Raw genomic sequence first — 24,140 nt, 5'->3', positions numbered from 1 at the left:
GTGAGCTCCGCGGCGCATCGACTGGCCGCCGGCACTGTGCGCAACGTCATTGATCGCAACTGATCACAGGCCTTTAGTTCTGAAAACACAGCGCGTGTCGCCCAGAGGCGTGCCGCTTCCGGGCAATGCGATCTTTAATTGACGCGATAAACGCGGCTTTTCAGATCAGAGGGCGTCGACGTTCACGCCGATGGTGACGGCGCCGATCGGCGTTCCCGTTTCGTCGGAGATGGTGACGCTTGCCTGCGACTGGAGTGTCTGGGTCGATTCATCCTTTTCGATCTCATCGACGAAGACGGCATCCTTGCCGGCGCCGTAGGACTTCTGGAATTTCGCCTCGTCGCCCTGCCAATAGTCGGAAGTGACGTCGCTTTGACCGACGTTCAGCCCTTTTGCGTCCATCACAAAGATTTCGGTGATCTTGCCGCCCGACGCTTCTTTCTTCGCCTGTAGGAATTTCGACAGCGCATTGCCGAGCACGCCATCGATCATCGAGTGGTCGGAGCCATCGACCTCGGCGCGCCACTTCTTGTCGAGGGCCTCGATGTCGGCCTCGCTCAGCTTGGCGTTGGCAGCATCCTGCGCCTTGATGGCCTCGATGATGGTGGGATCGTTCAGCCAGGGCTTCACGTCGCTCTTCACGTAGTCGGCGATCGGGGCAAGCTTGGCATCCTCTGCCATCGATACGTCCATGGGCGCAGCGAATGCGGCAGAGGCCAAAAGCAATGCGGTCACAACTCTCTTCATAACTGTTCCCTTCCTGTGATCAGTTGCTGAGAAATAAGGCTATCGGGCGAGGACGACGTCAGAACTCCTCCCAGGCCCCGGGAGAAGCGGCAAGGGCGGCATTTCCTGCATGCCGCGGCGTGACGGCTCTCGATTCTGGACGTGCTTGACGGGCGCTCGGCTGAACGGGCTTGGGCTGGCTTGCCCCAGGCGCGCCGACGACGAAGCGGCCGGCCGAATCCTGCAGCTGGCGTCCCTGTGACAGCAGTTCCTGGCAGGCTGCGTTCGTTTCTTCAACCATCGCCGCGTTCTGCTGCGTCGCGTGATCCATCTGGTTGATCGCCCCATTGATTTCCTGCAGACCGGTCGCCTGTTCGCGATAGGATTGAACGAGGGAGGCGATACTGTCGCTGATGCGGTTGATCTGCTCTTCGATCTTCAGGAGAGCATCGCCGGTCTCGTTCACCAGCCCGACGCCCGCGGCGACCTCCTGGCCCGAAACATTGATCAGGTTCTTGATTTCCTTTGCCGCGTTCGCCGATCGCTGGGCGAGTTCCCGAACTTCCTGCGCGACAACCGCAAAACCCTTGCCCGCCTCGCCGGCGCGCGCGGCCTCGACGCCGGCATTCAATGCCAACAGGTTCGTCTGAAAGGCGATTTCATCGATGACGCCGATGATCCGGCCGATCTGGCTGGAGGAAGTCTGGATCCGGTCCATCGCTCCGATCGCGTCGCGCACCACCGTCGCCGAGATGTGAGCGCTGCGCTTCGTTTCTTCGACCAATTGTCCGGCGTTTTCAGCGCGCTGCGACGATGTCTTTACCGTCGTGGTCACTTCATCCAGCGCGGCGGCGGTCTGTTCCAGTGCTGCCGCCTGCTGTTCGGTCCGCTTGGCGAGCTGATCTGCCGAGGAGGCCAGCTCGCTCGACCCGCCTTCAACCGCGACGGAAGCTATCTTTATCTCTGTCAGCGCCGCCGCGACGGCCTGGACCATGTTGTTGAAATCCTGCCGCAGCTTATCGAATTCAGGACCGAGATCGGCAAGCTGTATCGAGAAGTCGCCGGCGGCAAGCTTTTCCAATGCGTTCGCAAGGGTGGTCATCACCAGCCGCTGCCTGTTGCTGGCTTCTTCCGTCAACAATGCGTTGCGGGCCCGTTCAGCGTCGAACGAGGCGCTCTGCTCGGCAGTGGCCTGGTCTCTTTCGACCTTTGCGATCGCCTCGTGACGAAAGATTTCCAGCGCACGAGCGAGAAAGCCGATTTCGTCGCCATTTTCCTTGTAGGTGACGGGGGAGGCGAGGTCGCCTTTCTGCAAAGCGCCGATACGTTCGCTGAGGATCCTGAGTGGCCGGCCAACGAGGCTGCGCATGGCAAGAAGAAAGGCGATGACGGCGAGGGCGGTGATGACCGACTGCGTGAGCAGCGAAACGAGAACCTTCTGGCGGACTTCCGAAGCGATTTTTTCGACAGACCAGTTCGTGACGATGTAGCCGGTTGTCTTGCCTGATTTGTCCAACGGCAGCGGCGCGATGATCGTGACCAAGTCGGCGGATATCTCGCCGTCGTAGATTGTCGTTTTATCGGGCTTCGCGTTGAGCCGCTTGGCCAGATCGGCCGGTGTGGGCAGACCGGAAATGCCATCGCGTGTCCAGACATCGACGGTGGCTGGCTCCGCGTTGAAGGCGGCAAACTGCACAAGGTCGAGCGAGGGGTCGTCGCGGTACAGCGAATAAGCCTCGCGAACGGCGTTCGCCTTGCCCCATTTGACGCCCCCGGCGGCCACGGACGCAAATTGTTCCGCATCCTTGGACCAGTTTGCCTTGGCGCCGTCGATCAGGGCCTGGGTTTCATACAGCCATGTGTAGGTGGCGAAAGCGGAAATGCCGCAGAGATTGACGGCAACGATTATCGCCGCCAGCTTGGCTGTCAGGGGCATCGTTCTCAAAAATCGAAGCATTCGCGGGGCCTGGAATTGCAGCTCGGTCCAGCATATTCGCGACCGGCGTATCAACAGGGCATCCACGCTGACGGTTACATCACGAGCATTCATGCCCATGTCAGAGTTGCAACCCAAAACGCGCAAAGGCAGTGTGTATTTGATGTGTGAATAAATCATAAAGTAAAAAAGGATGCCTAGGCACGCGCAGGCTATTCCCCTCCACACCCGACACATCGCCGAGCGGGGCTCCGCCCGTCGGCGATCCGCCTCGATAATCTGTTTTCGACGTCGGCTCGAGCTCGGTCTGCCCACACTTGCCGCCGCGCCGCTTTCCTGAAATAGATGCGCCGTCAGGTGCCCGCTTTCCGGCGGGAGAATCGGGAATCCGGTGCAAGACCGGGACGTGCCCAACGCTGTAAGGCCGACGCCTGCCGCTTCATCTGCCACTGGCTTCTGGCCGGGAAGGCTGCGGCAGACGGATGACGCCAAGTCAGAAGACCGGCCTGGCAAGATAGACCCAACCCGCGCGGACGGCGGGCGGTTGCGTTGTTGGGGATTTGACGATGCGACCCTTTGACGAGGATGGCCTTTCGGCGGCATCCGGTTTTTCCATGGCGGAACGTGAGGCCGTCTATCACGCGATCATGACGCGGCGGGACGTGCGCAGCCAGTTTCAGCCCGATCCTTTACCGGAGGATGTCGTGGAGCGGCTGCTGACGGCTGCCCATCACGCGCCCTCTGTCGGCTTCATGCAGCCGTGGAATTTCATTATGGTTCGAAGTGCCGAGGTCAGGGCGCGGGTGCGCGATGCCTTCATGAAAGCCAATGAGGAGGCGGCGCTGCTGTTCGAAGGCGAGCGGCGGCAGGCATACCGGGCGCTGAAGCTCGAAGGCATTGTCGAGGCGCCACTCGGCATATGCGTGACCTGCGATCCGACACGCAGCGGTAGCGTGGTGCTCGGGCGCACCCACAATCCGCGCATGGATTCCTATTCGACCGTCTGCGCCGTCCAGAACCTCTGGCTAGCGGCGCGAGCGGAAGGCGTCGGCATCGGCTGGGTCAGCATCTTTCATGAGGACGACCTGAAAGCGATTCTCGGCATACCCGATCATATCGAGGTAGTCGCCTGGCTCTGCGCTGGCTTCGTCGAGCGGCTTTACGACGAGCCCGAGCTCGCAGCCAAAGGCTGGCGGCAAAGGCTGCCGCTGGAAGAACTGGTCTTTCACGATGGGTGGGGACGAAGGGAACGTTGATGCCGCAGTCATTGCTGCTGGGGCTGTGGGCCAGGCGTTGCCGGGTTGGCAAGATCGATCGTGCCTTGGTCGCCGGCAAGGAATTGCGGGCCGACCTGGCGGACCTTGTTTTGCGTGGGGTCGTAAGGACGTTCCGGGACGGATGGCTGCGGCGGCGAGGCTGCCGCGCCATCTTTGGCCGACGGTTTGGCGCGGATGGTGGTGATCGAGCCCTGCTGCGGCGGTTGGCCGAGTGCCTGTTTGCCGCGCATCTCATCATAATAGGCGGTGAGATTGCAGGCGCAGGCGTTTTTCTCGCCGGGTGCGCGGTTCTTGTAGGCGAATGCGTTCTTCATGGCGCTGTAGGGCGTGCCTGTGGCGACCGAGATCATGTTGGAGGCTTCGGTGCTGGTCACATCGCGGTAGAAGAGCTCAGTTTCAATGCCGGGACACATCTTGGCGCAGGTCTCGGCGTCCCGGCCGAAATCGACCGAGGTGGCGTTCGAGCTGATGGGGAAGAAGCCGCCGTCGCAGCTGCGCACGCACATGGTGCTGACGGGTGAAAGCATCTCGGCCTGTGGCAGGCCGTAACGCGGATCGAACTCTTCACCGCCGCCGAGTGGAATGAAAGTGTCGCCGCGCATCGCCTGTTCCTCGATGCTGGGGGCGGGATCGTTGGCGCTGCGCTCGGACGGCGCATAGAAATTCTCGCTGTTGCAGCCGTTGCGCTCCAGAGCGGCCATCAGTTCGCGGCGCGCACCGTCATCCCCCTGGCTGCGCAGCTCATCGCGGCGATCCTGGAGATAGCGGATATTGTCGATCATCCGGGCTTCGGCCTCCGAGAGCTCCGCGCAATAATCGGCATTCTCGCCGCCGATCACGACCATGCTGCCCGAAGTGCAGCCGTAGCTGCGCATATCGTTTCGCACCTTGCGCAGCTCGAGGTTCTGCTCGGCCATGGCGCTGGCATATTGGCGTGCTTCCGGCCCGTTATTGTTGCCGATCGATCGCGGCAGGTCGGCCAGCCGGCCGCGCAGGTCGCTGCAGAGGCTGCCGGACTGCGCGGCGGCGGGGGCTGCCAACGCAAGCAGAAGAGCAAGAGACAGGTTTCGGCGTTTCACGGCGTCGTCCGGGAATGAGAAAGTGTCCATCAGTCAAAGGCGGCGTCCATCCGCCGCGCGTTGGGCTCTTAACGTGTTTCTCTTAATAAGCTCGGATAAATTCCTACCGCATTTTCGAGATCTTATCCAGAAGAAGCGGTGATCTTCCCTTAGGGGAAGTCGCGACTGCTTTGCGTCCGAAGCGCATACTGAAGCCATTAACGGCAGTTCCCTTCTCCACCCGAATTGTTATTCTTGCCGCTCGCTCCTGCGGGGGATTGGCCTTCATTGAGGATAAAGCTAATGCGCTACATGCTGATGCTGCATGCCGACGAAGCTGCCGGGAGGTCCATAGAGCCGGAGGACATGGTGCGCTTCATGGGCCAGATGTATGCCTATCAACAAGCGCTGGAGAAAGCGGCAGCATTCGTCTCCAGCAATGCGCTCGTCAGTTCCTCTGAGGCAAGTCTCGTTCGCGTCCAGGGTAATGAGATCAGCGTCCTGGATGGCCCCTATGCCGATGTTCGCGAACAGTTCGGTGGGTACTTTATCATTGACGTCGCCGATACGGACGAAGCCAACAAATGGGCGGCACGCTGCCCTGCCGCGACCTGGGGAACGGTGGAGGTTCGTCGTATCAGGGATTCATCGGAATATGCAGGATGACTGTTTCGGGTTCCACCGTTGGCCGCACCGCTGCAGAGCGGGTGGCGCGCGAGAGCTATGGCCGTCTCGTCTCCTATCTCAGTGGGCGCTTGGGTGACCTCGCGTCCGCCGAGGATGCGCTCGCGACGGCTTTCCTGACGGCCCTCGAAAAATGGCCTGTCGATGGCGTGCCCGACAACCCGGATGCCTGGCTGTTGACGATCGCGCGGAGGCGCAAGCTCGACGACTGGCGCAAGGACAAGGTGAAGGCGAAGAGTGCCGATCATCTCGCTCTCATCGCCGAGGAACTCTCGTCAGCGGCGAAAATGGATGGGGACATTGCGGACAGGCGCCTGGCGCTCATGTTTGCCTGTGCACATCCTGACATCGATGTCTCGGCGCGAACGCCGCTGATCCTCCAGACCGTGCTGGGCCTGACCGCGGCAGATATCGCCGCGCGGTTTTTCGTTTCGCCGAGGGCCATGGGACAGAGGCTTGTAAGAGCCAAGGCGAGGATCAAGGATGAGAAAATTCCGTTCCTCGTGCCGGAAAAAGAGGAACTGTCGCACCGCCTGCCGCCGGTGCTCGCCTCCATCTACGCCGCCTATACGAGTGGATGGATGGACATCGACGGGGCGCAAGCGCTTGGACAAGAGGCAATCTGGCTTGCAAGCGTGGTTGTATCCCTGCTTCCGCAAGAGCCTGAGCCGAAAGGTCTTCTTGCGCTGATGCTTTATAGCGAGGCGCGGCGGTCGTCCCGCAGAAGCCCCGATGGTGCCTTCGTGCCGCTGGACGGCCAGGATGTCGGACTTTGGGATCACAAGCGATTGCGCCTCGCCGAAGGCCTCCTGCGTGAGGCGAATGCAAACGGTCCGACCGGCCGCTACCAGATCGAGGCAGCCATCCAGTCGGCCCATGTCGCGCGCCGTTTGAGCGGCATCTCAAACTGGCACGCCTTGGTTTCCCTCTATGACGTGCTGGGCAGGATTGCTCCGTCGCCCGTCGTGACGCTCAATCGGTCCGTGGCTCTCGTGCGGATAGGCCAAGCAGAGGCGGCTCTTGGTCACATACATGCGCTTGCCGCCGATCCGCGGATGGCCGACTACCTGCCCTATTGGACGGCCCGCGCGCAGATTTGCGCCGATCTAGGCAGGCATGTCGAGGCGGCCGAAGCTTTCACGGTCGCCATCGGATTGTGTTGGTCCGAGGCAGAACGACGCCATCTCGAAGAACAGCGCTCAAACGTATTGTGTTGACCGCGAAGTTTTTTCGCGGCGCCTGTCGAAATCAAGAACTCCGGCACGACATCCATTTGTCAAACCAAGGAGTACGACATGACCACCACTTCAATAACTGTCCAGAGCATCTTCGCCTCCGCTACTGTTTCCAACTTTGACGAGGCGCTCATCTGGTATGAGAAGCTCATGGGACGTCCCGCAGATAGCAAACCGATACCGGGCATGGCTCAGTGGCGTAACATGGGCGGGGCCGGCCTGCAGGTCTGGAAGGATGACAAACGCGCCGGCAACGGGATCATAACGATCGTTGTCCCCGAGCTTGAGGTTGAGCTCGAAAGGCTTTCGCGTCAGGGCTTGCAACTCACCAACAGAGTGGAAGGCGACTTTGGGGCCGTGGCTCAGCTATTCGATGATGAGGGCAACCGGATCAACCTGGCCGAGCCTCCGAAGCGATTTGCGAACAACTGACTTCGCCGTCGCCATCTACAGATCATTAAAGTCTTTGGCCCGGAGCAATGGCGGCTTTGGGCCAAGCGGAGACCAGTGACGACTGAAAGGCATCAGAAGGGCAGCTAGACCACTAAGCCCGTCTGGTGCGCGCCATTTCGGCGCGCATCCAGCTTGAGTCTCCCCATGTCGAGAGCCAGATCATCAGGTCGGTGAGCGCGGCCACAACTGGCAGAAGCAAGGCGTGGCCGATGCCGCGTTTTGTCTGGTTTCTTTCAGCCTCCCTGAGGTGCGCCAATTCCTCTTCCTGGATCGCGGCAATGAGGCCGTGAAGCTGTGGATCGCGGTTCTTGAGGAAGGCCAATTGATCTTCAAGGTGGCGATGAACTGTGCTTTCGACCGCCTCGGTGCAGATCCAGACCACGTTGCGTCCGCCGAGGGCCGTCAGGAAGCCGAGCAGATAACCGCCGAGGCTCCAGAACGCCATGACGCGACATGGCTTGGCATTCCTGGATGGCATCGCGTCGCGAAACAGGCGGCAATGCTCGATCTCGTCGTCCCGCATGTCACGAAGTGCGGGCACGATCTCAGGAAACAGCCGGCGCGCCATCCAGATCTGTGCCCCGTAGATGCGAATTGCGCCGAATTCGCCGGCGTGATTGACCTTGAGAATACGGCGAACGGTCACGGCATGATCACGCTTGCCGGCACCGCTTAACGGATTGTCCATGACGCTGCCCCTCACAGTTTCACACCGGCAATAGGCGCTGTCGGCGCCACCGTCGTCAATAGTTGACACAAGGGGAAGCTGCAATTCCAATGTCCGCTTCGGGCGCGCGGATGTGAGAAGGGCGGCTAGAATGGCAGGCATTTCCAACGAACTACTCTCTCCCGCAACGACAGCCGGAATACCGGAAGCCAAACATGGTCTCCACGTCTTCGTGGACGGTTGTTTTGACCCCGGTTCGGGGCACGGAGGCTGGGCTTTTGTCGTCTATCGCGATGCTGCGGAAATCGCGTCCAGTTTCGGCGGGGTGCGTGATTCCGCCAATAATTCGATGGAATTGACCGCCGTCTTGAAGGCAGTCATGTGGATCAACAGCGAAGCAGTGGGCGAAGCCGCGACCATCTGGTCGGATTCCATCTATGCCGTCAAAGGCTGCAACGACAGGCGGCATATCTGGAAGAACAATGGCTGGAAGAAAAGCAATCCGAATGGGAATGCCCGAAGCCGGACGATCGCCAATGCGGCACTCTGGAAAGCGGTCGATCTTCAGCTATCCCGGAACGCTCTCGTAGCCATTGCCTGGTGCAAGGGCCATTCCGGCATATCAGGCAACGAACGCGCGGATGAGCTTGCGGATGGAGGACGGCTGTCGATACGGGGTGCGTGATATGGGGATATCAACCGGCTGCGGATGCTTGGGATGGCACGGCGTCAAAACTCCAGGCGGCGCCATTGCATCAGGGCACAAGGCCGCCGCCGGAGATGGTGAAAAATGCACACTCCAGCGATTTCCGGTTATGCCTAGTTCCAGCATCAGCTGCCGGCGTCACCGAGGCCGATCAGGCTTGAAGAATGTGCCTGCGCGTCAACTCCATCAGACCATCGGTGTCGCGTCTCTCTATCGCATCGACCATCTGCTGATGTTCGCGGCCGGATTGCTCGATGCGGGCGCGCGTTCGCCACTGCGACACCGGCGCTGCGGATGTCCGCTGCCGAATTTCGGTGATCAGCTCCACCAGTTCCTGGTTGCCGGCGAGAGCGAGCAGATGGCGATGGAAGGCGAGGTTGGCTTCGTAAAGTTCGAGCATAGTGCCGTTCAGCACCAGGTCGTCGAAGCGTGAAGCCAGAACCCGTAAGTTTGCAATATCCGCCTCGCTCGCATTCGCGACGATGCGGTCGCTGACGGCGACTTCGAGGATGACGCGAATGTCGCTGACCTCCTGGGCGCGGCGCCCGTCTTGCTCATGGACGTGGTAACCTCGATTGGGGATATGCTCTACCAGTCGCTTCTGCACCAATCTGTCGAGAGCCCTGCGGACCTCGGGTCGCGTACAGTTATACCGCCTTTCGAGATCGATCTGCTTCAACCAGGTTCCGGGCGGGAGACGGCCGGCGAGGATATCCTGGAGAATGAGTTCGGTCACATCGGAGGTTTGCGGCTCTTGTGCTTGCGCCGTCGCTCCGCTTTCCAGCGAATTCATGCAATCCTCCCCAGCCTAATTTCGGCGATGACTATCATAGCTCTCCCCCGGCCAACAACGACACCGATTGACAACGTCGAAAAATATTCCAGCTCATGGCTTGCGTGCCCGAATTAATTGGTGCATAAAATTGGCGCCAATTTGATTACCATTATATGAGACGAGTTGTAAATCCATGCAAAATTCCGATGCGGTTTGGGAAATCGTCGAGAGAAAGCGCGCGGCGTTCTTCGAGTTAAGCGACCGCATCTGGGATATTCCGGAGACGAATTACCTCGAACATCAATCGGCCGAAGAGCACGCCCGCATGCTGGAAAGGGAAGGCTTTCGTGTCGAGCGCGGCATTGCCGGGTTGCCGACGGCGGTCATGGGAGAGGCGGGCGAGGGTGGCCCGGTCATCGCAATCCTTGGCGAGTTCGATGCGCTGCCGGGATTGAGCCAGGAGGCCGGTATTGCCGAGCAGCGCCCCTTGGTCGACGGCGGCAATGGTCACGGCTGCGGCCATAATATGCTGGGCGCCGGATCCATGCTCGCTGCCGCTGCGGTCAAGGATTTCCTTGCCGAAAGCGGCTTGAAGGGAAGGGTGCGCTACTATGGCTGCCCCGCGGAGGAAGGCGGCTCTTCGAAGGGTTTCATGGTGCGCGCCGGCGTTTTCGACGACGTAGATATCGCGATCTCCTGGCATCCGGCAGCCTTTGCCGGGGTCAACAACCCCATCTCGCTCGCATGCAATGAGATCAACTTCCATTTTTCGGGGCGGGCGTCGCATGCCTCCGCCACGCCGCATCTCGGCCGCAGCGCTCTCGATGCAGTGGAACTGATGAATGTAGGCGTCAATTACATGCGCGAACACATGCCTTCCACCGCGCGCATCCACTATGCCATCACCGACGCGGGTGGTGGGGCGCCTAACGTCGTGCAGGCACGCGCGACGGTACGCTATCTCGTCCGCGCAAGGACCCTGCCGGAACTCCTGTCTCTGGTTGCCCGCGTCAAGAAAGTTGCCGAAGGTGCTGCGCTGATGACCGAGACGACCGTCCGTAGCGAAATCGTCAGCGGCGATGCCAACCTCGTTGGCAATACACCACTCGAAGAGTGCATGTTCGCCCATCTGCAGCGGCTTGGCCCGCCCGTGTTCGATGATGCCGACCGAGAAACGGCCCGCAAGTTCCAGCTGACCTTCAATTCAGAGGATATCGCTGCGTCCTATGGTCGTTTCGCGTTGAAACCGAAGGAGGATGAGCCGCTCTGCGAGGAGATTTTTCCGTTGAATGCCGGTGACGGAACCTTGGTCGGCTCCACCGATGTCGGGACCGTCAGCTGGGTGGTTCCGACCGTGCAGATGCGAGGGGCTACCTATGCTGTCGGCACGCCCGGACATTCCTGGCAGCTGGTTGCGCAAGGGAAGCTGCCGGCTGCCCACAAGGGAACCGAACACGCCGCCAAGGTGATGGCGAGCACGGCCGCCGATCTCATCGGTAACCCCGCATTGGTCGAAGCTGCCAAGGCCGATCACAGGGCGCGTCTGGAGCGTACGCCTTTCGTCAATCCGATCCCGGACGACGTTAAGCCGCCATTGCCGGAGAAGGCTGATGCCTAACCCGCACTTGCAGCCCGACCGTGAACGCCTGATGGCGCATATCCGCGAGTTTGCCCGTCGGGTGAAATTGTCTGGAACGCGGGAGGAGCTCGAGAGCTTTCATTATCTTCAGGCGCAGATGGAGAGCTACGGTTACGGGACGCAGCTGCTGTCGCATGATGCTTTCATCAGCCTGCCCGGCGCGGCGAAAGTCGAGGTCGAAGGCGAAAGTCTCCGTTGCATTACCCATTCGATGTCGGTTTCGACGGCCGCAGCGGGCATCAGCGGCGACCTTGAATATGTCGGCGACGGCAAGGAAGCCGATCTCGTCGGCAAGGACGTGGCCGGCAAGATCCTCCTGGTCGACGGGATTGCGACGGAGGAAGTCGCCGCGTTGGCAAGCGCGGCCGGCGCCCTCGGCGAAATCCATGTCAGCCCGAATGAACATCTCTACGAAATGTGCGTCTCGCCGGTCTGGGGCAGCCCTTCGCAACACACGCGCAGCCATCTGCCGAAAACTGTGATCTGCACCATCGCGCGGGAAGATGGAGTGCGCCTGCGCGACAGACTCGCGCTCGGCAAGAAGGTCCGTGCGACGCTCACGGCCGAGGTCGACACCGGATGGCGCAGGACGCCGCTGCTTGTCGCAGAGCTTCAGCCGGCAGGCGAGGACAAACCGTTCGTACTGTTTTCGGGCCATCATGACACCTGGCATTTCGGCGTCATGGACAATGGCGGCGCGAACGCGACGATGCTGGAGGCAGCACGCTTGCTTGCCCTTCATGCGGGTGATTGGCGACGCGGCCTGCGCATCTGCTTCTGGTCAGGCCATTCGCACGGTCGCTATTCCGGCTCGGCCTGGTATGCGGATGAATTTTTCGACGAGCTCGATCGCCGCTGCGCCGTGCATGTCAACGTCGACTCCACGGGCGGCGAGGGCGCAACCGTCCTCACCAATTCCGGTGTCAGCGACGAGTTGAAGCCGCTGGCTCTTGAGGTGATCGACGACGTCACCGGACAAAGGCATGCGGGCAGGCGGCATGGCAGAGCCGCGGATCATTCATTCTGGGGTGTCGGCATCCCCTCGATGTTCGGCAGCCTCAGCCATCAGCCGCCGGGCCCCGTCACAAGGCTGACGGCGCTCGGTTGGTGGTGGCACACGCCGCACGACACGGCAGAGCACATCGATCCCGACAATCTGAGCCGGGATACGCGAATCGTGCTGGAAACACTTTGGCGCCTGCTGACCTCGCCGGTCCTGCCACTTGACTATTCCGTCTACGCACAGGCTCTCAGCCAACAGCTTGCGCGACTGCAGGCTGAGCTTTCCGGTCGCATCGACATTTCGGCCCTCGCAAACGCAGTTGACGAGTTGGGCAGCAGCGCGAAGGCGGTATTGGAAATGAAGGACCTGTCTTCCGCAAAGACGGCGCGCGTCAACGCATTGCTGATGCGCGCCGGCCGCCATCTCGTGCCGCTGAATTATACGAGCGGCGAACGCTTTCATCATGATTCCGCCCTCCCGCACCCGGCCTGGCCGTCACTTGAGGGGCTACGGGCGCTGGCCGCTCAGCCCGTCGGATCGCCAGACATGCCTTTCTACGCCGTTCATGCTCGCCAGACGAGAAATCGCCTGGTCCATGGGCTGAGGGAAGCCAACGCGGCTTTGCATGCGGCCCTGGAGGACTCGCAGCCATAGCAGAGCTAACAAGCGGCGATTTGGCCGCCGAAAAGGGGAACAGAAATGAAGAATAGAAATCTGCCTGCCGTTTTGTTCGGCGCCATTGCCTTCCTGACTTCAATCACTGCCGGCGCCAAGGACTGGACACACGTCAAGGTCGGGATCGAAGGGGCTTTTCCGCCCTGGAACCTCATGGATTCGAGCGGCAAGCTGGCCGGCTTCGACGTCGATCTCATCAGCGACCTCTGCAAACGCGCCAAAGTCGACTGCGAGCTCATCGCAGGCGAATGGAATGCGATGATCCCCAGCGTCAATGCGGGAAAAATCGATCTGGTGATGACTCTCGGCATCAACGAGAAGCGGAAGCAGGTGGTCGATTTCACCGTACCCTACGCGAGCGGGGTCGCGAGCTTCCTGCTTCTGAAGGACGGGCCGGTGTCCCCTCTGCCGATGACCGGCGAACGGCTGAATTTGAACGACAAGTCCAAGGCCGATCCGGTGATGGCCGCAATCGGCGAAGCCCTCAAAGGCAAGACGGTCGGCGTCGTCCAGTCGACCAGCCAGGAGCAGTTGATCAACGCCTATTTCGGATCCGACGTAACAGTGCGCGCCTATAAGAATTCCGGCGAGCGCGACCTCGATCTGAAGGCCGGGCGCATCGATGCCGGTTTCGATAGCGGCGTTTATGAAACCTCCGTGCTCGGCAAGCCCGGCAATGACGATCTGATGATGTCCGGCCCGCTGGTGAAGGGCGCGATGTTGGCTACCGAAGTCGCACTCGGCATGCGCAAGGGCGAGACCGATCTGAAGGCCAAATTTGATGACGCAATCAGGCAAGCCGCCAAGGATGGCACGATTAGGCAGCTCTCGGAAAAATGGAGCAAGATCGACCTGACACCGACCTTTGACGCTCCCTAAGCGCCTTTTCGGCGCATCACGCTCAGCAGAGGCTATGACAATGTCAGTTGCTGCAAAAACATGCTCTTCCGGAGCAGCATCATGAGCCAGCCTGGTTTTTTTGAGCTTGCCGGCTTCGGCGCGGACGGCTGGGGCCATGCTCTTCTGGCCGGAGCGTGGATGACCATCCTTGTTGCAATCGCCGGCTATGCCGTCGGCGCCTGTATCGGGACGCTTGGGGCATGGGCTAAGATTGCTGGCAACGGCTTTGCTCGCGCGGCGGCCGATGCTTATACGACGGTGCTGCGGGGCATTCCCGATCTGCTGGTTATCTATCTCTTCTATTTCGGCGGCAGCGCCGTGGTTACGGCGGTCGGCCGGCTTTTCGGCGCCGAAGGTTTCCTCGGCTTTCCGGGCTTTCTGGCCGGCTCCCTCGCCGTTGGCGTCACATCCGGCGCTCAGTTCACGGAAGTGCTGCGAGGTGGCTTCAAGGCGGTCCATCCGGGTGAGATCGAGGCGGCTATTGCCTGCGGCATGCCGCGCTGGCTTCGCCTGCGGCGGATCGTTGCGCCGCTGACCCTACGTCACGCGCTTCCCGGTCTCGGCAATGTCTGGCAGGTCGTCCTGAAGGAGTCGGCACTGGTATCGATCACCGGTGTTGCCGAACTCCTGCGCCAGGCCCAGGTCGGCGCTGGATCGACCGGGCTGCCATTCGATTTCTACCTGATGGCCGGCGCGATCTACCTGATGATCTCGACAGTTTCGAGCCTCGTTCTCCAGCAGGCGGAGCGGCGCCTGTCGCGCGGCCTGGGGAGGAGGGGATGATGGATTGGCAGTTTCTCAACGAAACATTTGTGAGCCTGGTCGCCGCAATTCCGCTAACGATCGAGCTTGCCGTGACATCGATCTGCCTTGGGGCCATTCTGGCGCTGTTGCTGGCGCTTGCCCGCCTCTCCGGCGTTGCCGCGCTCGATTGGTTCGCGCGGCTCTATGTCTTCATCTTCCGCGGCACGCCGCTGTTGGTGCAGATATTTCTCATCTATTACGGTCTCGGCCAGTTTCCAGCCGTACGGCACAGCGTCTTCTGGCCGTTTCTCCGCGATCCTTACTGGTGCGCGGTGCTGGCGCTGACCTTGAATACCGCCGCCTACGCCAGCGAGATCATTCGCGGCGGCCTGCTCTCGGTACCGCACGGCCAAATTGAGGCTGCCCGCGCCTGCGGCATGCATCGCTTCCTGATGTTTCGCCGGATCGTTCTGCCGCTGGCAATCCGTCAGGCATTGCCCGCATACGGTAACGAGATGATATCAATGGTCAAGGCGACGTCACTTGCCTCGATCATTACGCTGATGGAGGTAACCGGAGTCGCCGCCAAAATCATCTCCGAGACCTACCGGGCAATCGAGGTCTTCGTCGTCTCCGGGGCCATCTACCTCGCCCTCAATTTTTTGCTGACGCGTCTCATTCAATTCGCCGAATACAGGCTTAGCCCGCATTTGCGCGCTCCCGTTCCCGGCAGCCGAGAGAGCAGCACTATGGCGACCCCTGCAGGAGAGCATCGATGACGGCCACACCAATCGCACTCAGCGTGCGCGACATGCACAAGAGCTTCGGACCTCTCCAGGTCATCAGGGGCATCTCGCTTGATGCCCTGGAAGGCGATGTCGTTTCCATTGTCGGCTCGTCGGGCTCGGGGAAATCGACGTTTCTGCGTTGCATCAATCTGCTGGAAACGCCGGATTCCGGTGAAGTGACTGTCGCCGGCGAAACGATCTCGATGCAGCGCAACGCCGGCGGCGCGCACCGCCCCACGGATCGAAAGCAGGTCGATCGTGTCCGCTCTCAGCTCGGAATGGTGTTCCAGAGTTTCAATCTCTGGTCTCACAAGACGGTCCTCGAAAACCTTATCGAGGCACCGATCCATGTTCAGCGCCGTTCACGCGCCGAATGCATAGAGGAAGCTGAAGCGTTGCTGGCCAAAGTCGGCATCGCCGATAAACGCGATTTCTATCCCGCTCATCTTTCCGGCGGCCAACAGCAGCGCGCCGCCATTGCCCGCGCGCTCGCGATGCATCCAAAGGTGATGCTCTTCGATGAGCCGACATCAGCGCTCGATCCGGAGCTTGTGGGAGAGGTTCTGCGCGTCATGCGCGCCTTGGCAGAGGAAGGGCGCACCATGCTGGTCGTCACACACGAGATGGGATTTGCGCGCGACGTCTCCAGCCGCGTCGTCTTTTTACACAAGGGCGTGGTCGAGGAAGAGGGCAAACCTCAGGATGTCTTCTCGAATTCGAAGTCGGAGCGCTTCCGCCAGTTCATCAATCAATAGTTCATCAAGCTCAATCAAGAAGGGGAACTCACGTATGAAATACCTGACCGCAATGATGGCCGCGATCACTATGGTCGCAACCTTAGCCGTTTCGACGGTGGCACGCGCCGAGGAGAAGAACTGGACCCATGTGACGATTGCAACCGAGGGAGCGTTTCGGCCGTGGAACTTCACCAAGGCAGACGGTAGCCTTGACGGTTACGAAATCGAGCTGATCAAGTATTTCTGCGCTCATATGAAGGTCGAATGCACGACCGTGATCCAGCCTTTTGACGGCATGATCCCGGCTCTCAACGCTGGAAAGTTCGACGCAATCATTTCGGGGATGTCTGCAACCGCCAAGCGCGAGGAGGTCATTGCCTTCAGTGATTCCTACGGCACGACCGGGCAGACCTTTGCGACATTGAAAGACTCCCCGCTTGCCACTCTGCCTTTGAAGGGAGAGGTGTTTTCGCTCGCAACGGACGAGGCCGGCGCTGTCGCTGCGCTGAAGCAGCTCGAGCCGTTGCTCAAGGGCAAGACAATCGGCGTGCAGACTGCATCGATCGCCGCGACCTTCCTCGACAAATATTTGAAGGGCGTCGTCGATATCCGTGAGTACAAGACGACGGAACAGCACGATCTCGATCTGAAGGCCGGTCGCGTCGACCTCGTCATGGCGTCGATGGCATATCTCTCGACAGCGGCGGCAAAGCCGGGCAACGAGGACTTGATCGTCACAGGCCCTCGTTTCCAGGGCGGCATGCTCGGGCGAGGCAGCTCGGTTGGTTTGCGTAAGGAGGATATAAAACTGAAAGCCATGTTCAACGACGCGATCGCAGCAGCCAAGGCGGACGGCACGATCGTCAAGCTATCGCAGAAGTGGTTCGGCTTTGACGTAACGCCGAGGTAAAACGCGGCAGGATGCCAGCACTTGCGAAATATCTCGGCGAGTGCTGGTTATCCGTGAATCTCCTGGTCGCAACGCCGGCTTATGCCGGCTGCGATGCCTCGACGACGGCGAGTGCGGCCATGTTGACGACGCCGCGGGAAGTGACCGAGGGAGCAAGAATGTGAGCGGGCAGGGCGGCGCCGAGCAGGATCGGGCCGACATGCAGTCCGTCTGTCATCGACTTCACCACGCCGAAGGTAATGTTGGCGGCGTCGAGGTTCGGGAAGACGAGCAAGTTCGCCTCGTCATGCAGCGTCGTATCCGGCATGACCCGCTTGCGCAGCGCTTCGGTGATGGCGCTTTCGCCGTGCATTTCGCCGTCGACTTCAAGATCGGGCGCGGTTTCACGAATGAGTTGCAGGGCGTTGCGCATCTTGGTCGCACTTTCGGATTCGCGCGAGCCGAAATTGGAATGCGAGACGAGGGCGGCGCGCGGCGTGATGCCGAAGCGGCGAATTTCCTCGGCCGCCATCACCGTCGCCTCGGCGACCTCTTCTGCGCTCGGGTTGAAGGTCACGTAAGTGTCGGTGAAGAAGGTGGCGCCGCGCTGCGAGATCATCAAGCTGAGGGCCGAGAAATCGCGGACATTCTTGCGCTTGCCGATGATCTGGCGGACGTCGCGCAGGTGCTTTTCGTAGCGGCCTTCGAGGCCGCAGATCAGCGCATCGGCTTCGCCGCGCCTCAGCGCCAGCGCGCCAATGACGGTCGTGTTGGTGCGCACGATGGTGCGGGCGGCTTCCGGGATGACGCCGCGGCGGCCGACGAGCGAGAAATAGAGATCGACATATTCGCGGAAGCGCGGATCGTCTTCCGGATTGATGACTTCGAAATCCTGCAGCGGCCGGATGCGCAGACCGTAGCGTTTGAGGCGCGTTTCGATGACCTGCGGGCGGCCGATCAGAATCGGTTTGGCCAAGCCCTCCTCAAGCAGCACCTGGGCGGCGCGCAGCACGCGCTCATCCTCGCCTTCGGAGAAGATGACGCGCTTGCGCTCGGCGGCCTTTGCCGCAGTGAAGATCGGCTTCATGACGAAGCCGGAGCGGAACACGAAGCGGTTCAGCTGGTCAAGATAGGCGTCGAAATCCTGGATCGGGCGGCGCGCCACGCCGCTCTCTTCAGCGGCTTTCGCAACGGCCGGAGCGATGCGCAGGATGAGGCGCGGATCGAACGGCGAGGGGATCAGGTAATCGGGGCCGAAGACCGGGGTCTCGCCGGAATAGGCCCTGGCGGCGACATCGGACGGTTCCTCGCGGGCAAGCGCTGCGATGGCGCGCACGGCCGCCATCTTCATTTCCTCGTTAATCGTTTCGGCGCCGCAATCGAGCGCGCCGCGGAAGATATAGGGGAAGCAGAGGACGTTGTTGACCTGGTTGGCGAAATCCGAGCGGCCGGTGCAGATCATCGCGTCGGGGCGGGCGGCGCGGGCGAGGTCCGGCATGATCTCCGGCGTCGGGTTGGCGAGCGCCATGATCAGCGGTTTGTCGGTCATCTGCGCCAGCAGCTCCGGCTTCAGCACGCCGGCGGCCGAGAGGCCGAGGAAGACATCGGCGCCGCCGATGTTTTCGGCGAGCGTGCGGGTGTCGCTCTTCTGGGCGTAGACGGATTTCCATTCGTCCATCAGCTCGGTGCGGCCCTCATAGACCAGGCCTTCGATATCGTGAACCCAGATGTTTTCGCGCTTGGCGCCAAGCGTCACCAGCAGATTGAGGCAGGCAAGGGCGGCGGCTCCCGCGCCCGAGGCGACGATCTTGACGTTATCGATGGACTTGCCTGCCAACTCCAGCCCGTTCAAGATCGCGGCGGCAACGATGATCGCGGTGCCGTGTTGGTCGTCGTGGAAGACCGGGATTTTCATCTTCTCGCGCAGGCGCCGCTCGACCTCGAAACATTCCGGCGCCTTGATGTCTTCAAGGTTAATGCCGCCGAAGGTCGGCTCCAGCGAGGAAACGGTCGAGACCATCTGTTCGACGCTCGCGGCGTCGATCTCGATGTCGAAGACGTCGATACCGGCGAATTTCTTGAAGAGCACGGCCTTGCCCTCCATGACCGGCTTCGAAGCCAGCGGGCCGATATTGCCGAGGCCGAGCACGGCGGTGCCATTGGAAATGACGGCGACGAGATTGGCGCGCGAGGTATATTCGGCTGCCATTTCAGGGTTGTCACGGATGGCAAGGCAGGGAGCGGCGACACCCGGCGAATAGGCGAGCGCGAGATCGCGCTGGTTGCCGAGCGGCTTGGTCGCCTGGATCTCCAGTTTGCCGGGGCGGGGGTAGCGGTGGAAGAAGAGCGCCTGCTCATCGAGATCGCCACCCGGTGCGTTCTTGTCCGTCTTGGATTTATCCTGGTGATCCATTGCCGCCTCCGTGCACGTCTTTTTCTGGAGTTCCCTCCATACATCAATCGGATACGGGCGACAGTATGGAAATGGGGAATGCGCGAAGTTTTCGTGAGGTAATCGCACGGCAACCGAGGCGCTCTTTTTGGCTGACGCATGTTCGGGTGGCTGCAGTTAGCTAATCCTTTTGAAAACTTGTTTGACAGAGGCAGCGGGCGCAAAATGCCGGCCGCGACGGTGCGGGGCGCCGGTCGCAGGGAGGAAATCATGGACAATTTGAACTTCACGACCCTGCAAAAGGGGCAGACGATGGTCAGTGACGTGGCCCTCGATACGTTTGCCGCCGGATTCCGAGGCAATCTCCTGACCAGCGGGGACGTGGCTTACGACGAGGCGCGGGCGATCTGGAATGCGATGATCGATCGCCGGCCCGGCCTCATCGCCCGCTGTGCCGGTGCTGCTGACGTAATCCGGACGGTGCGTTTTGCGCGGGACAACAATCTGCTCATTTCGGTGCGCGGCGGCGGACACGGTATTGCCGGCAATGCCGTCTGCGAGGGTGGTGTCATCATCGATCTGTCGCCGATGAAATCCGTGCGGGTCGATCCTGAGACGCGGCGCGCCAGGATCGAGCCGGGCGCAACTCTCGGCGATGTCGACAAGGAAACGATGGCCTTTGGGCTGGTGCTGCCGACCGGTATCAACTCTACGACCGGGATTGCCGGCCTGACGCTCGGCGGCGGGTTCGGCTGGCTCACCCGCAAATTCGGGCTGACACTCGACAATCTGATTTCAGTCGACGTGGTCACGGCCGATGGCGAGCTGGTCAGGGCGAGCGAGACGGAAAGGCCGGATCTGTTTTGGGCGCTGCGCGGCGGCGGCGGCAATTTCGGTGTCGTTACCTCCTTCGAATTCCAGCTCAATCCGCTCCATTCGGAAGTGCTGGCCGGATTGGTCGTGCATCCCTTTGCAGATGCGGAAAACGTGCTGAGGGAATATCGGCAGGCGCTGGAGGCGGCGCCCGACGAATTGACCTGCTGGGTGGTGATGCGTCAGGCGCCGCCGCTGCCGTTCCTTCCGGCTGAATGGCACGGCAAGGAGATCGTGGTGCTCGCCATGTGCTATTGCGGAGACATGGCGGCGGGTGAAAAGGCGGCGGCGAGATTGCGCGGGATCGGAAAGCCGATTGCCGACGTCGTCGGCCCGACGCCGTTCACCGGCTGGCAGCAGGCATTCGACCCGCTGCTGACGCCGGGTGCGCGCAATTACTGGAAGAGCCAGGATTTCGCCTCCCTTTCCGATGCCGCGATCGAGATTCTCATCAATGCGGTGCGGAAGCTGCCAGGGCCGGAATGCGAGATCTTCATCGGCCATGTCGGCGGTGCCGCCGGGCGTGTTCCGACCGAGGCCACCGCATTTCCGCAGCGCAGTTCACATTTCGTCATGAACGTGCATGCACGCTGGCGGGAAACCGGGATGGACGCAAGCTGCATCGGCTGGGCGCGCGAACTCTTCGAAGCCACCAAGCCGCATGCCGTCGGCACCGCCTATATCAACTTCATGCCGGAGGACGAGACCGACCGTGTGGAAATGGCCTACGGGACAAATTACGGCCGGCTTGCCGAAATCAAGCTGCGCTACGATCCCAACAATATGTTCCGGATGAACCAGAACGTGAAGCCGATGGAGGCGGTGCGGGCTGCGTGACGGAGTAGGACAAATCTGACCTCTGGGACGCGCGCTCGCTCGAGCGGCGTTGTCAGGCACGGGTATCGGATCGATGGGGGCGGGCGGTCGGCAAGCCCCCAAAGCCGAACCGCACCTTACATTGGAACGCTTCTTGTCGCAGGAAGCCGCTCGTTTGCAGCAGGTTTGCGACAAGAAGCGACCGAACTTCAGCGCTGGCAGCTTTCGCAAAATCGAGAATTACGCGGCAGCTGTGATTGGCGCGAGGGGTTCGTCCGAGAACCAGACGTCGCGGAAAATCGCAACTGCGCTTTCGTCGGGCTTGCGATCTCCGGTGAGCCAGACGGAGCGGATGGTCCGTGCGCCGGCGCGGTCGGGCACTTTGACGCTCTGGTAAGGGTCACTTGCGCCAATGCAGGGAATGAACCAAGCCGGCATTAACGGCCGCGCCGAGAGTTCCGTTTTCCCTCGAGTAATGAGCATCGTGACGGCAATATCCTCGCTCGGGCGCCAAGGAAAGATCATACGACCGCCTGGACGGAGGGATTGAAGCCAATGTACTGGCGGGGCCACAACGCCGGCATTCACGTAAATCAGGTCGGATGGTGGCAGCGTCAGCATAGTGGCGTCACCATGCGTAACTGAAACATCTTCGAAGGGAACGAGGTTCTCACGCGCCCGCTCAGCAAGGTCCTCGTCGATCTCAAAGGCATGCACGCTGCCGTTTGGCAGCGTCAGCATCGAGAGAATTGCTGTGTAGTAGCCGCTGCCTGCGCCGATATGGGTCACCACTTCTCCGCGCTGTGGATTCACACTGCCGAGCCAACCCGCATGCAACAGGGGCTCGCCGTTGTTGATGCCCTTCGCCCGATCAAGCGCGACCAGCACGTTTTGATTGACATGCACCGGATCGTCGCTCGGCGTTTCAATGTAGCGATGCCGATAGGATTTCTTCCAGGGATGGACGGCAATATGCCAGGGTCCGGGACCAAGGAAGGCCTCACGGGGTACAAGTTCGAAAGTGCGTTCAAACCGCCCATCTGGCGAACCTGTGGCCGCGGCCATCATCCGTGCGTTGAGCCGACGGACTGCTTCCAGTACGAGACTTGATCTCCTCGTCATTTCGGCATCTCTCCTTCATCGTCTCGGGACTGCCGTGCAGATGGCTGTGTTGAACAACTGACATTGCCAAGTTCAGAGTGTGTGCAGAAGGTAAAATGAACCACCTGCAACTCCATGTCGCAAGTTGCTTGTCACCAGTCTGTGCTTGAATTTACATTTGTCGGGGACCGGCCGCAAAACCTCCCCACAGGGTTGAGTGAGCTTATACGCCCGGCTTAGGCGTGATCGTCATGTCGGCGCCATAGGCATCGCGCAACTGGCTTTCCTGTCCCGGCCGGCGGTCGGCGGCCTGGTGCAGCAGGATCGTGTCATAGCCTTGCGGGCGCGTGCCCTCGACCAGCGTGACGTCGGCATTGCCTGGATTGTCCGAACGCTCGAACCAATCGACGGAGCGGTGCAGGAAGTTCATCTCGACCGCCCGGTTGGTGACGCCGTGGCCGACGATCGCGACATTGTGGTCGCCGCTTTCGGCCTCGCGCATGACGGTCTGGAGGAAGAGACGCACCCGCTGCGCCACATCGGCCCGGCTTTCGCCATCCGGCGGCCGCGCATAGAACTTGCCGTTGTTGCTGCGCAGCCTCGCCCATTTTTCGAATTCCTCGGGGAATTTCTGCTTCCGCTCTGCATGATCGTAAATTTCGGTAAAGAGACCGAAATCCTGTTCGCGCAGGAGATAATCTTCCCTGACATCGCCGATGACGCTTTCCGGCAGGGCTTCGAGCAGGGCGTCCTTGCTCTGCCGTGTCCGCAGAAACGGCGAATACCAGACGTGGAGCTTGCCTGTCTCTGCGCGCGGCAATGCTTTCAGGTAGGAAGCAATCGAGCCGCCTGCTTCCACCGCCTGCCGGTAGCCCCATTGCGTCAGCGGCACGTTGTGATCGCCGAACTGGCGGTAGGCCTGTTCGTTGATGTTGCCGAGGGATTCGCCGTGGCGCACGAGGAAGAGACGCATCATCCATCCCGCAGTGTCGAATGTGGAATCGCCGTCATCATGAACGCGCTGGATGCTGAGGGCAATATTGCCGCCAGCCGGCAGCGCTCGCGCAATGAACAGCTTTGCGAGGCTTTTCCCCAGCTTGTCATCTTCCTGAAACACGAGTCTGGTTTTGGAAGGCTAGATGAAAGATGGGGCATGAGCGGCAGCTCGTGAAAGACATGATGGAACCCAGACATTTCCGCACGCTCTTCATTTCCGATGTCCATCTCGGCTCGAAGGCCGCGAAGGCCGACTTCCTGCTGGATTTCCTGCGCTATCATGAGGCCGATACGATCGTGCTCGTCGGCGACATCGTCGACGGCTGGCGCCTGAAGCGCAGCTGGTATTGGCCGCAGGTCTGCAACGACGTCGTCCAGAAGCTCTTGCGCAAGGCGCGCAAGGGGACACGCGTCGTCTATATCCCCGGCAATCACGACGAGTTCCTGCGCGATTTCCCCGGCATGCATTTCGGCGGCATCGAGGTCGTCGAGCGCATGATGCATGACGGCGCCGACGGCAAGAAATATCTGATTCTGCACGGCGACGAATTCGACGTCGTCGTCCGCAACGCCCGTCTGCTCGCTTACCTCGGCGATTGGGCCTACGATACGGCGATCCGCATCAACATCCTGCTCGCGGCCGTGCGCCGCCGCCTCGGCATGCCTTACTGGTCGTTCTCGGCCTGGGCGAAGCTGCAGGTCAAGCATGCCGTCAACTTCATTGGCGAGTTCGAGCGCGTCGTCGCCGAAGAGGCGCGCAAGAGCGGCGCCGACGGCGTCATCTGCGGCCATATCCACCATGCCGTCATCCAGGACAAGGATGGGATCCGCTACATCAATACCGGCGATTGGGTCGAAAGCTGCACGGCCGTCGCCGAGCATCAGGACGGCACCTTCGAACTGATTACCTGGCGGACACTGGCAAGCACCGTACCGGCGCTGACCGCCGTCGAGCGGGAAGAGGCAGAACTGGCGCCTCAAGCTGCCTGATTTCGGCCGCATGTTTTCGGCGTTGGCGCGTCTGCGCTGGCGCAGCAGGAATTTAGCCGTCACCATCAGGCGACAGGCCC

At 60.9% G+C, this 24,140-nt stretch carries 23 protein-coding genes and 1 riboswitch; of the genes, 15 read left to right on the top strand and 8 right to left on the bottom strand.

Annotated elements, in window-relative coordinates; all coding sequences use genetic code 11:
* Positions 1-165: 165 nt before the first annotated feature.
* Positions 166-747, bottom strand: a complete 582-nt coding sequence (locus J0663_RS21375) for a hypothetical protein (RefSeq protein ID WP_207242337.1) — start codon at positions 745-747, stop codon at positions 166-168.
* A gap of 58 nt (positions 748-805) precedes the next feature.
* Positions 806-2,683 carry a methyl-accepting chemotaxis protein gene (locus J0663_RS21370; RefSeq protein ID WP_207242336.1) on the bottom strand — a complete coding sequence of 626 codons (1,878 nt, stop codon included), beginning with the start codon at positions 2,681-2,683 and terminating at the stop codon, positions 806-808.
* A 317-nt stretch (positions 2,684-3,000) separates the two neighbouring features.
* Positions 3,001-3,186: riboswitch (cobalamin riboswitch) on the top strand.
* Between the two features lie 42 nt (positions 3,187-3,228).
* On the opposite strand from J0663_RS21370, the gene bluB reads away from it, so the two are divergent.
* The gene (gene bluB / locus J0663_RS21365; RefSeq protein WP_207242335.1) at positions 3,229-3,918 is read left to right on the top strand and encodes a 5,6-dimethylbenzimidazole synthase; all 690 of its coding nucleotides are present in this window, start codon (positions 3,229-3,231) and stop codon (positions 3,916-3,918) included.
* Positions 3,919-3,926: 8 nt separating this feature from the next.
* Here bluB and J0663_RS21360 read toward each other — a convergent pair whose 3' ends face one another.
* Positions 3,927-5,018, bottom strand: a complete 1,092-nt coding sequence (locus tag J0663_RS21360; RefSeq protein ID WP_207242334.1) for a DUF2865 domain-containing protein — start codon at positions 5,016-5,018, stop codon at positions 3,927-3,929.
* Positions 5,019-5,300: 282 nt separating this feature from the next.
* On the opposite strand from J0663_RS21360, the gene J0663_RS21355 reads away from it, so the two are divergent.
* From J0663_RS21355 to J0663_RS21345, 3 genes are all read left to right on the top strand, one after another.
* Entirely contained in the window at positions 5,301-5,663 is a 363-nt protein-coding gene (locus tag J0663_RS21355) for a YciI family protein (RefSeq protein ID WP_207242333.1), read from the top strand.
* Positions 5,660-6,898, top strand: a complete 1,239-nt coding sequence (locus tag J0663_RS21350) for an RNA polymerase sigma factor (RefSeq protein WP_207242332.1) — start codon at positions 5,660-5,662, stop codon at positions 6,896-6,898. The genes J0663_RS21355 and J0663_RS21350 overlap by 4 nt, the downstream gene beginning before the upstream one ends.
* A gap of 78 nt (positions 6,899-6,976) precedes the next feature.
* Positions 6,977-7,348 (top strand): VOC family protein, encoded by a 372-nt coding sequence (locus J0663_RS21345; RefSeq protein WP_207242331.1) that lies wholly within the window; start codon positions 6,977-6,979, stop codon positions 7,346-7,348.
* A gap of 112 nt (positions 7,349-7,460) precedes the next feature.
* Here the strand turns inward: J0663_RS21345 and J0663_RS21340 are convergent, their stop codons facing one another.
* On the bottom strand, positions 7,461-8,057 hold the full coding sequence (locus J0663_RS21340; RefSeq protein ID WP_207242330.1) for a demethoxyubiquinone hydroxylase family protein: 597 nt from the start codon (positions 8,055-8,057) through the stop codon (positions 7,461-7,463).
* Positions 8,058-8,187: 130 nt separating this feature from the next.
* On the opposite strand from J0663_RS21340, the gene J0663_RS21335 reads away from it, so the two are divergent.
* Positions 8,188-8,721: a ribonuclease H family protein gene (locus J0663_RS21335; RefSeq protein ID WP_207242329.1), complete on the top strand. Its 534-nt coding sequence runs from the start codon at positions 8,188-8,190 to the stop codon at positions 8,719-8,721.
* A 172-nt stretch (positions 8,722-8,893) separates the two neighbouring features.
* On the opposite strand, the gene J0663_RS21330 is transcribed toward J0663_RS21335, so the two are convergent.
* Entirely contained in the window at positions 8,894-9,535 is a 642-nt protein-coding gene (locus tag J0663_RS21330; RefSeq protein WP_207242328.1) for a GntR family transcriptional regulator, read from the bottom strand.
* A 175-nt stretch (positions 9,536-9,710) separates the two neighbouring features.
* Here J0663_RS21330 and J0663_RS21325 point away from each other — a divergent pair, with 175 nt between their 5' ends.
* The 7 genes from J0663_RS21325 to J0663_RS21295 all read left to right on the top strand — a co-directional run bounded on the left by J0663_RS21325 (position 9,711) and on the right by J0663_RS21295 (position 16,913).
* On the top strand, positions 9,711-11,135 hold the full coding sequence (locus J0663_RS21325; protein WP_207242327.1) for a M20 family metallopeptidase: 1,425 nt from the start codon (positions 9,711-9,713) through the stop codon (positions 11,133-11,135).
* Positions 11,128-12,813, top strand: coding sequence for a M28 family metallopeptidase (locus tag J0663_RS21320; RefSeq protein ID WP_207242326.1), 1,686 nt, complete (start codon positions 11,128-11,130; stop codon positions 12,811-12,813). Before J0663_RS21325 ends, J0663_RS21320 begins: the two co-directional genes overlap by 8 nt.
* Positions 12,814-12,858: 45 nt before the next feature.
* Positions 12,859-13,713 (top strand): transporter substrate-binding domain-containing protein, encoded by an 855-nt coding sequence (locus tag J0663_RS21315; RefSeq protein WP_207242325.1) that lies wholly within the window; start codon positions 12,859-12,861, stop codon positions 13,711-13,713.
* An 81-nt stretch (positions 13,714-13,794) separates the two neighbouring features.
* Positions 13,795-14,517 carry an ABC transporter permease gene (locus tag J0663_RS21310; RefSeq protein WP_207242324.1) on the top strand — a complete coding sequence of 241 codons (723 nt, stop codon included), beginning with the start codon at positions 13,795-13,797 and terminating at the stop codon, positions 14,515-14,517.
* A complete protein-coding gene (locus J0663_RS21305; RefSeq protein WP_207242323.1) occupies positions 14,517-15,257 on the top strand; it encodes an ABC transporter permease in 741 nt (246 codons plus the stop codon). The genes J0663_RS21310 and J0663_RS21305 overlap by 1 nt, the downstream gene beginning before the upstream one ends.
* On the top strand, positions 15,254-16,021 hold the full coding sequence (locus tag J0663_RS21300) for an ABC transporter ATP-binding protein (RefSeq protein ID WP_207242322.1): 768 nt from the start codon (positions 15,254-15,256) through the stop codon (positions 16,019-16,021). Before J0663_RS21305 ends, J0663_RS21300 begins: the two co-directional genes overlap by 4 nt.
* Before the next feature lie 34 nt (positions 16,022-16,055).
* Positions 16,056-16,913: a transporter substrate-binding domain-containing protein gene (locus J0663_RS21295; protein ID WP_207242321.1), complete on the top strand. Its 858-nt coding sequence runs from the start codon at positions 16,056-16,058 to the stop codon at positions 16,911-16,913.
* A 79-nt stretch (positions 16,914-16,992) separates the two neighbouring features.
* On the opposite strand, the gene J0663_RS21290 is transcribed toward J0663_RS21295, so the two are convergent.
* Positions 16,993-19,305, bottom strand: coding sequence for an NADP-dependent malic enzyme (locus tag J0663_RS21290; RefSeq protein ID WP_207242320.1), 2,313 nt, complete (start codon positions 19,303-19,305; stop codon positions 16,993-16,995).
* Positions 19,306-19,554: 249 nt separating this feature from the next.
* Between J0663_RS21290 and J0663_RS21285 the strand changes: the two genes are divergently transcribed.
* On the top strand, positions 19,555-20,994 hold the full coding sequence (locus J0663_RS21285) for an FAD-binding oxidoreductase (RefSeq protein WP_207242319.1): 1,440 nt from the start codon (positions 19,555-19,557) through the stop codon (positions 20,992-20,994).
* A gap of 219 nt (positions 20,995-21,213) precedes the next feature.
* Here J0663_RS21285 and J0663_RS21280 read toward each other — a convergent pair whose 3' ends face one another.
* Together J0663_RS21280 and J0663_RS21275 are read right to left on the bottom strand one after the other, a co-directional pair.
* Positions 21,214-22,095: a protein-L-isoaspartate O-methyltransferase family protein gene (locus tag J0663_RS21280; RefSeq protein ID WP_207242318.1), complete on the bottom strand. Its 882-nt coding sequence runs from the start codon at positions 22,093-22,095 to the stop codon at positions 21,214-21,216.
* Positions 22,096-22,297: 202 nt separating this feature from the next.
* The gene (locus J0663_RS21275) at positions 22,298-23,047 is read right to left on the bottom strand and encodes a histidine phosphatase family protein (protein WP_207242317.1); all 750 of its coding nucleotides are present in this window, start codon (positions 23,045-23,047) and stop codon (positions 22,298-22,300) included.
* 39 nt (positions 23,048-23,086) lie between these two features.
* On the opposite strand from J0663_RS21275, the gene J0663_RS21270 reads away from it, so the two are divergent.
* Positions 23,087-23,245 carry a hypothetical protein gene (locus J0663_RS21270; protein ID WP_207242316.1) on the top strand — a complete coding sequence of 53 codons (159 nt, stop codon included), beginning with the start codon at positions 23,087-23,089 and terminating at the stop codon, positions 23,243-23,245.
* Entirely contained in the window at positions 23,221-24,060 is an 840-nt protein-coding gene (locus tag J0663_RS21265; protein ID WP_207242315.1) for a UDP-2,3-diacylglucosamine diphosphatase, read from the top strand. The genes J0663_RS21270 and J0663_RS21265 overlap by 25 nt, the downstream gene beginning before the upstream one ends.
* Positions 24,061-24,140: the final 80 nt, after the last annotated feature.

The organism is Rhizobium lentis (genome assembly GCF_017352135.1).
In the GTDB taxonomy this organism is placed as follows: domain Bacteria; phylum Pseudomonadota; class Alphaproteobacteria; order Rhizobiales; family Rhizobiaceae; genus Rhizobium; species Rhizobium lentis.
This window is presented reverse-complemented; position numbering and strand designations above follow the sequence as displayed.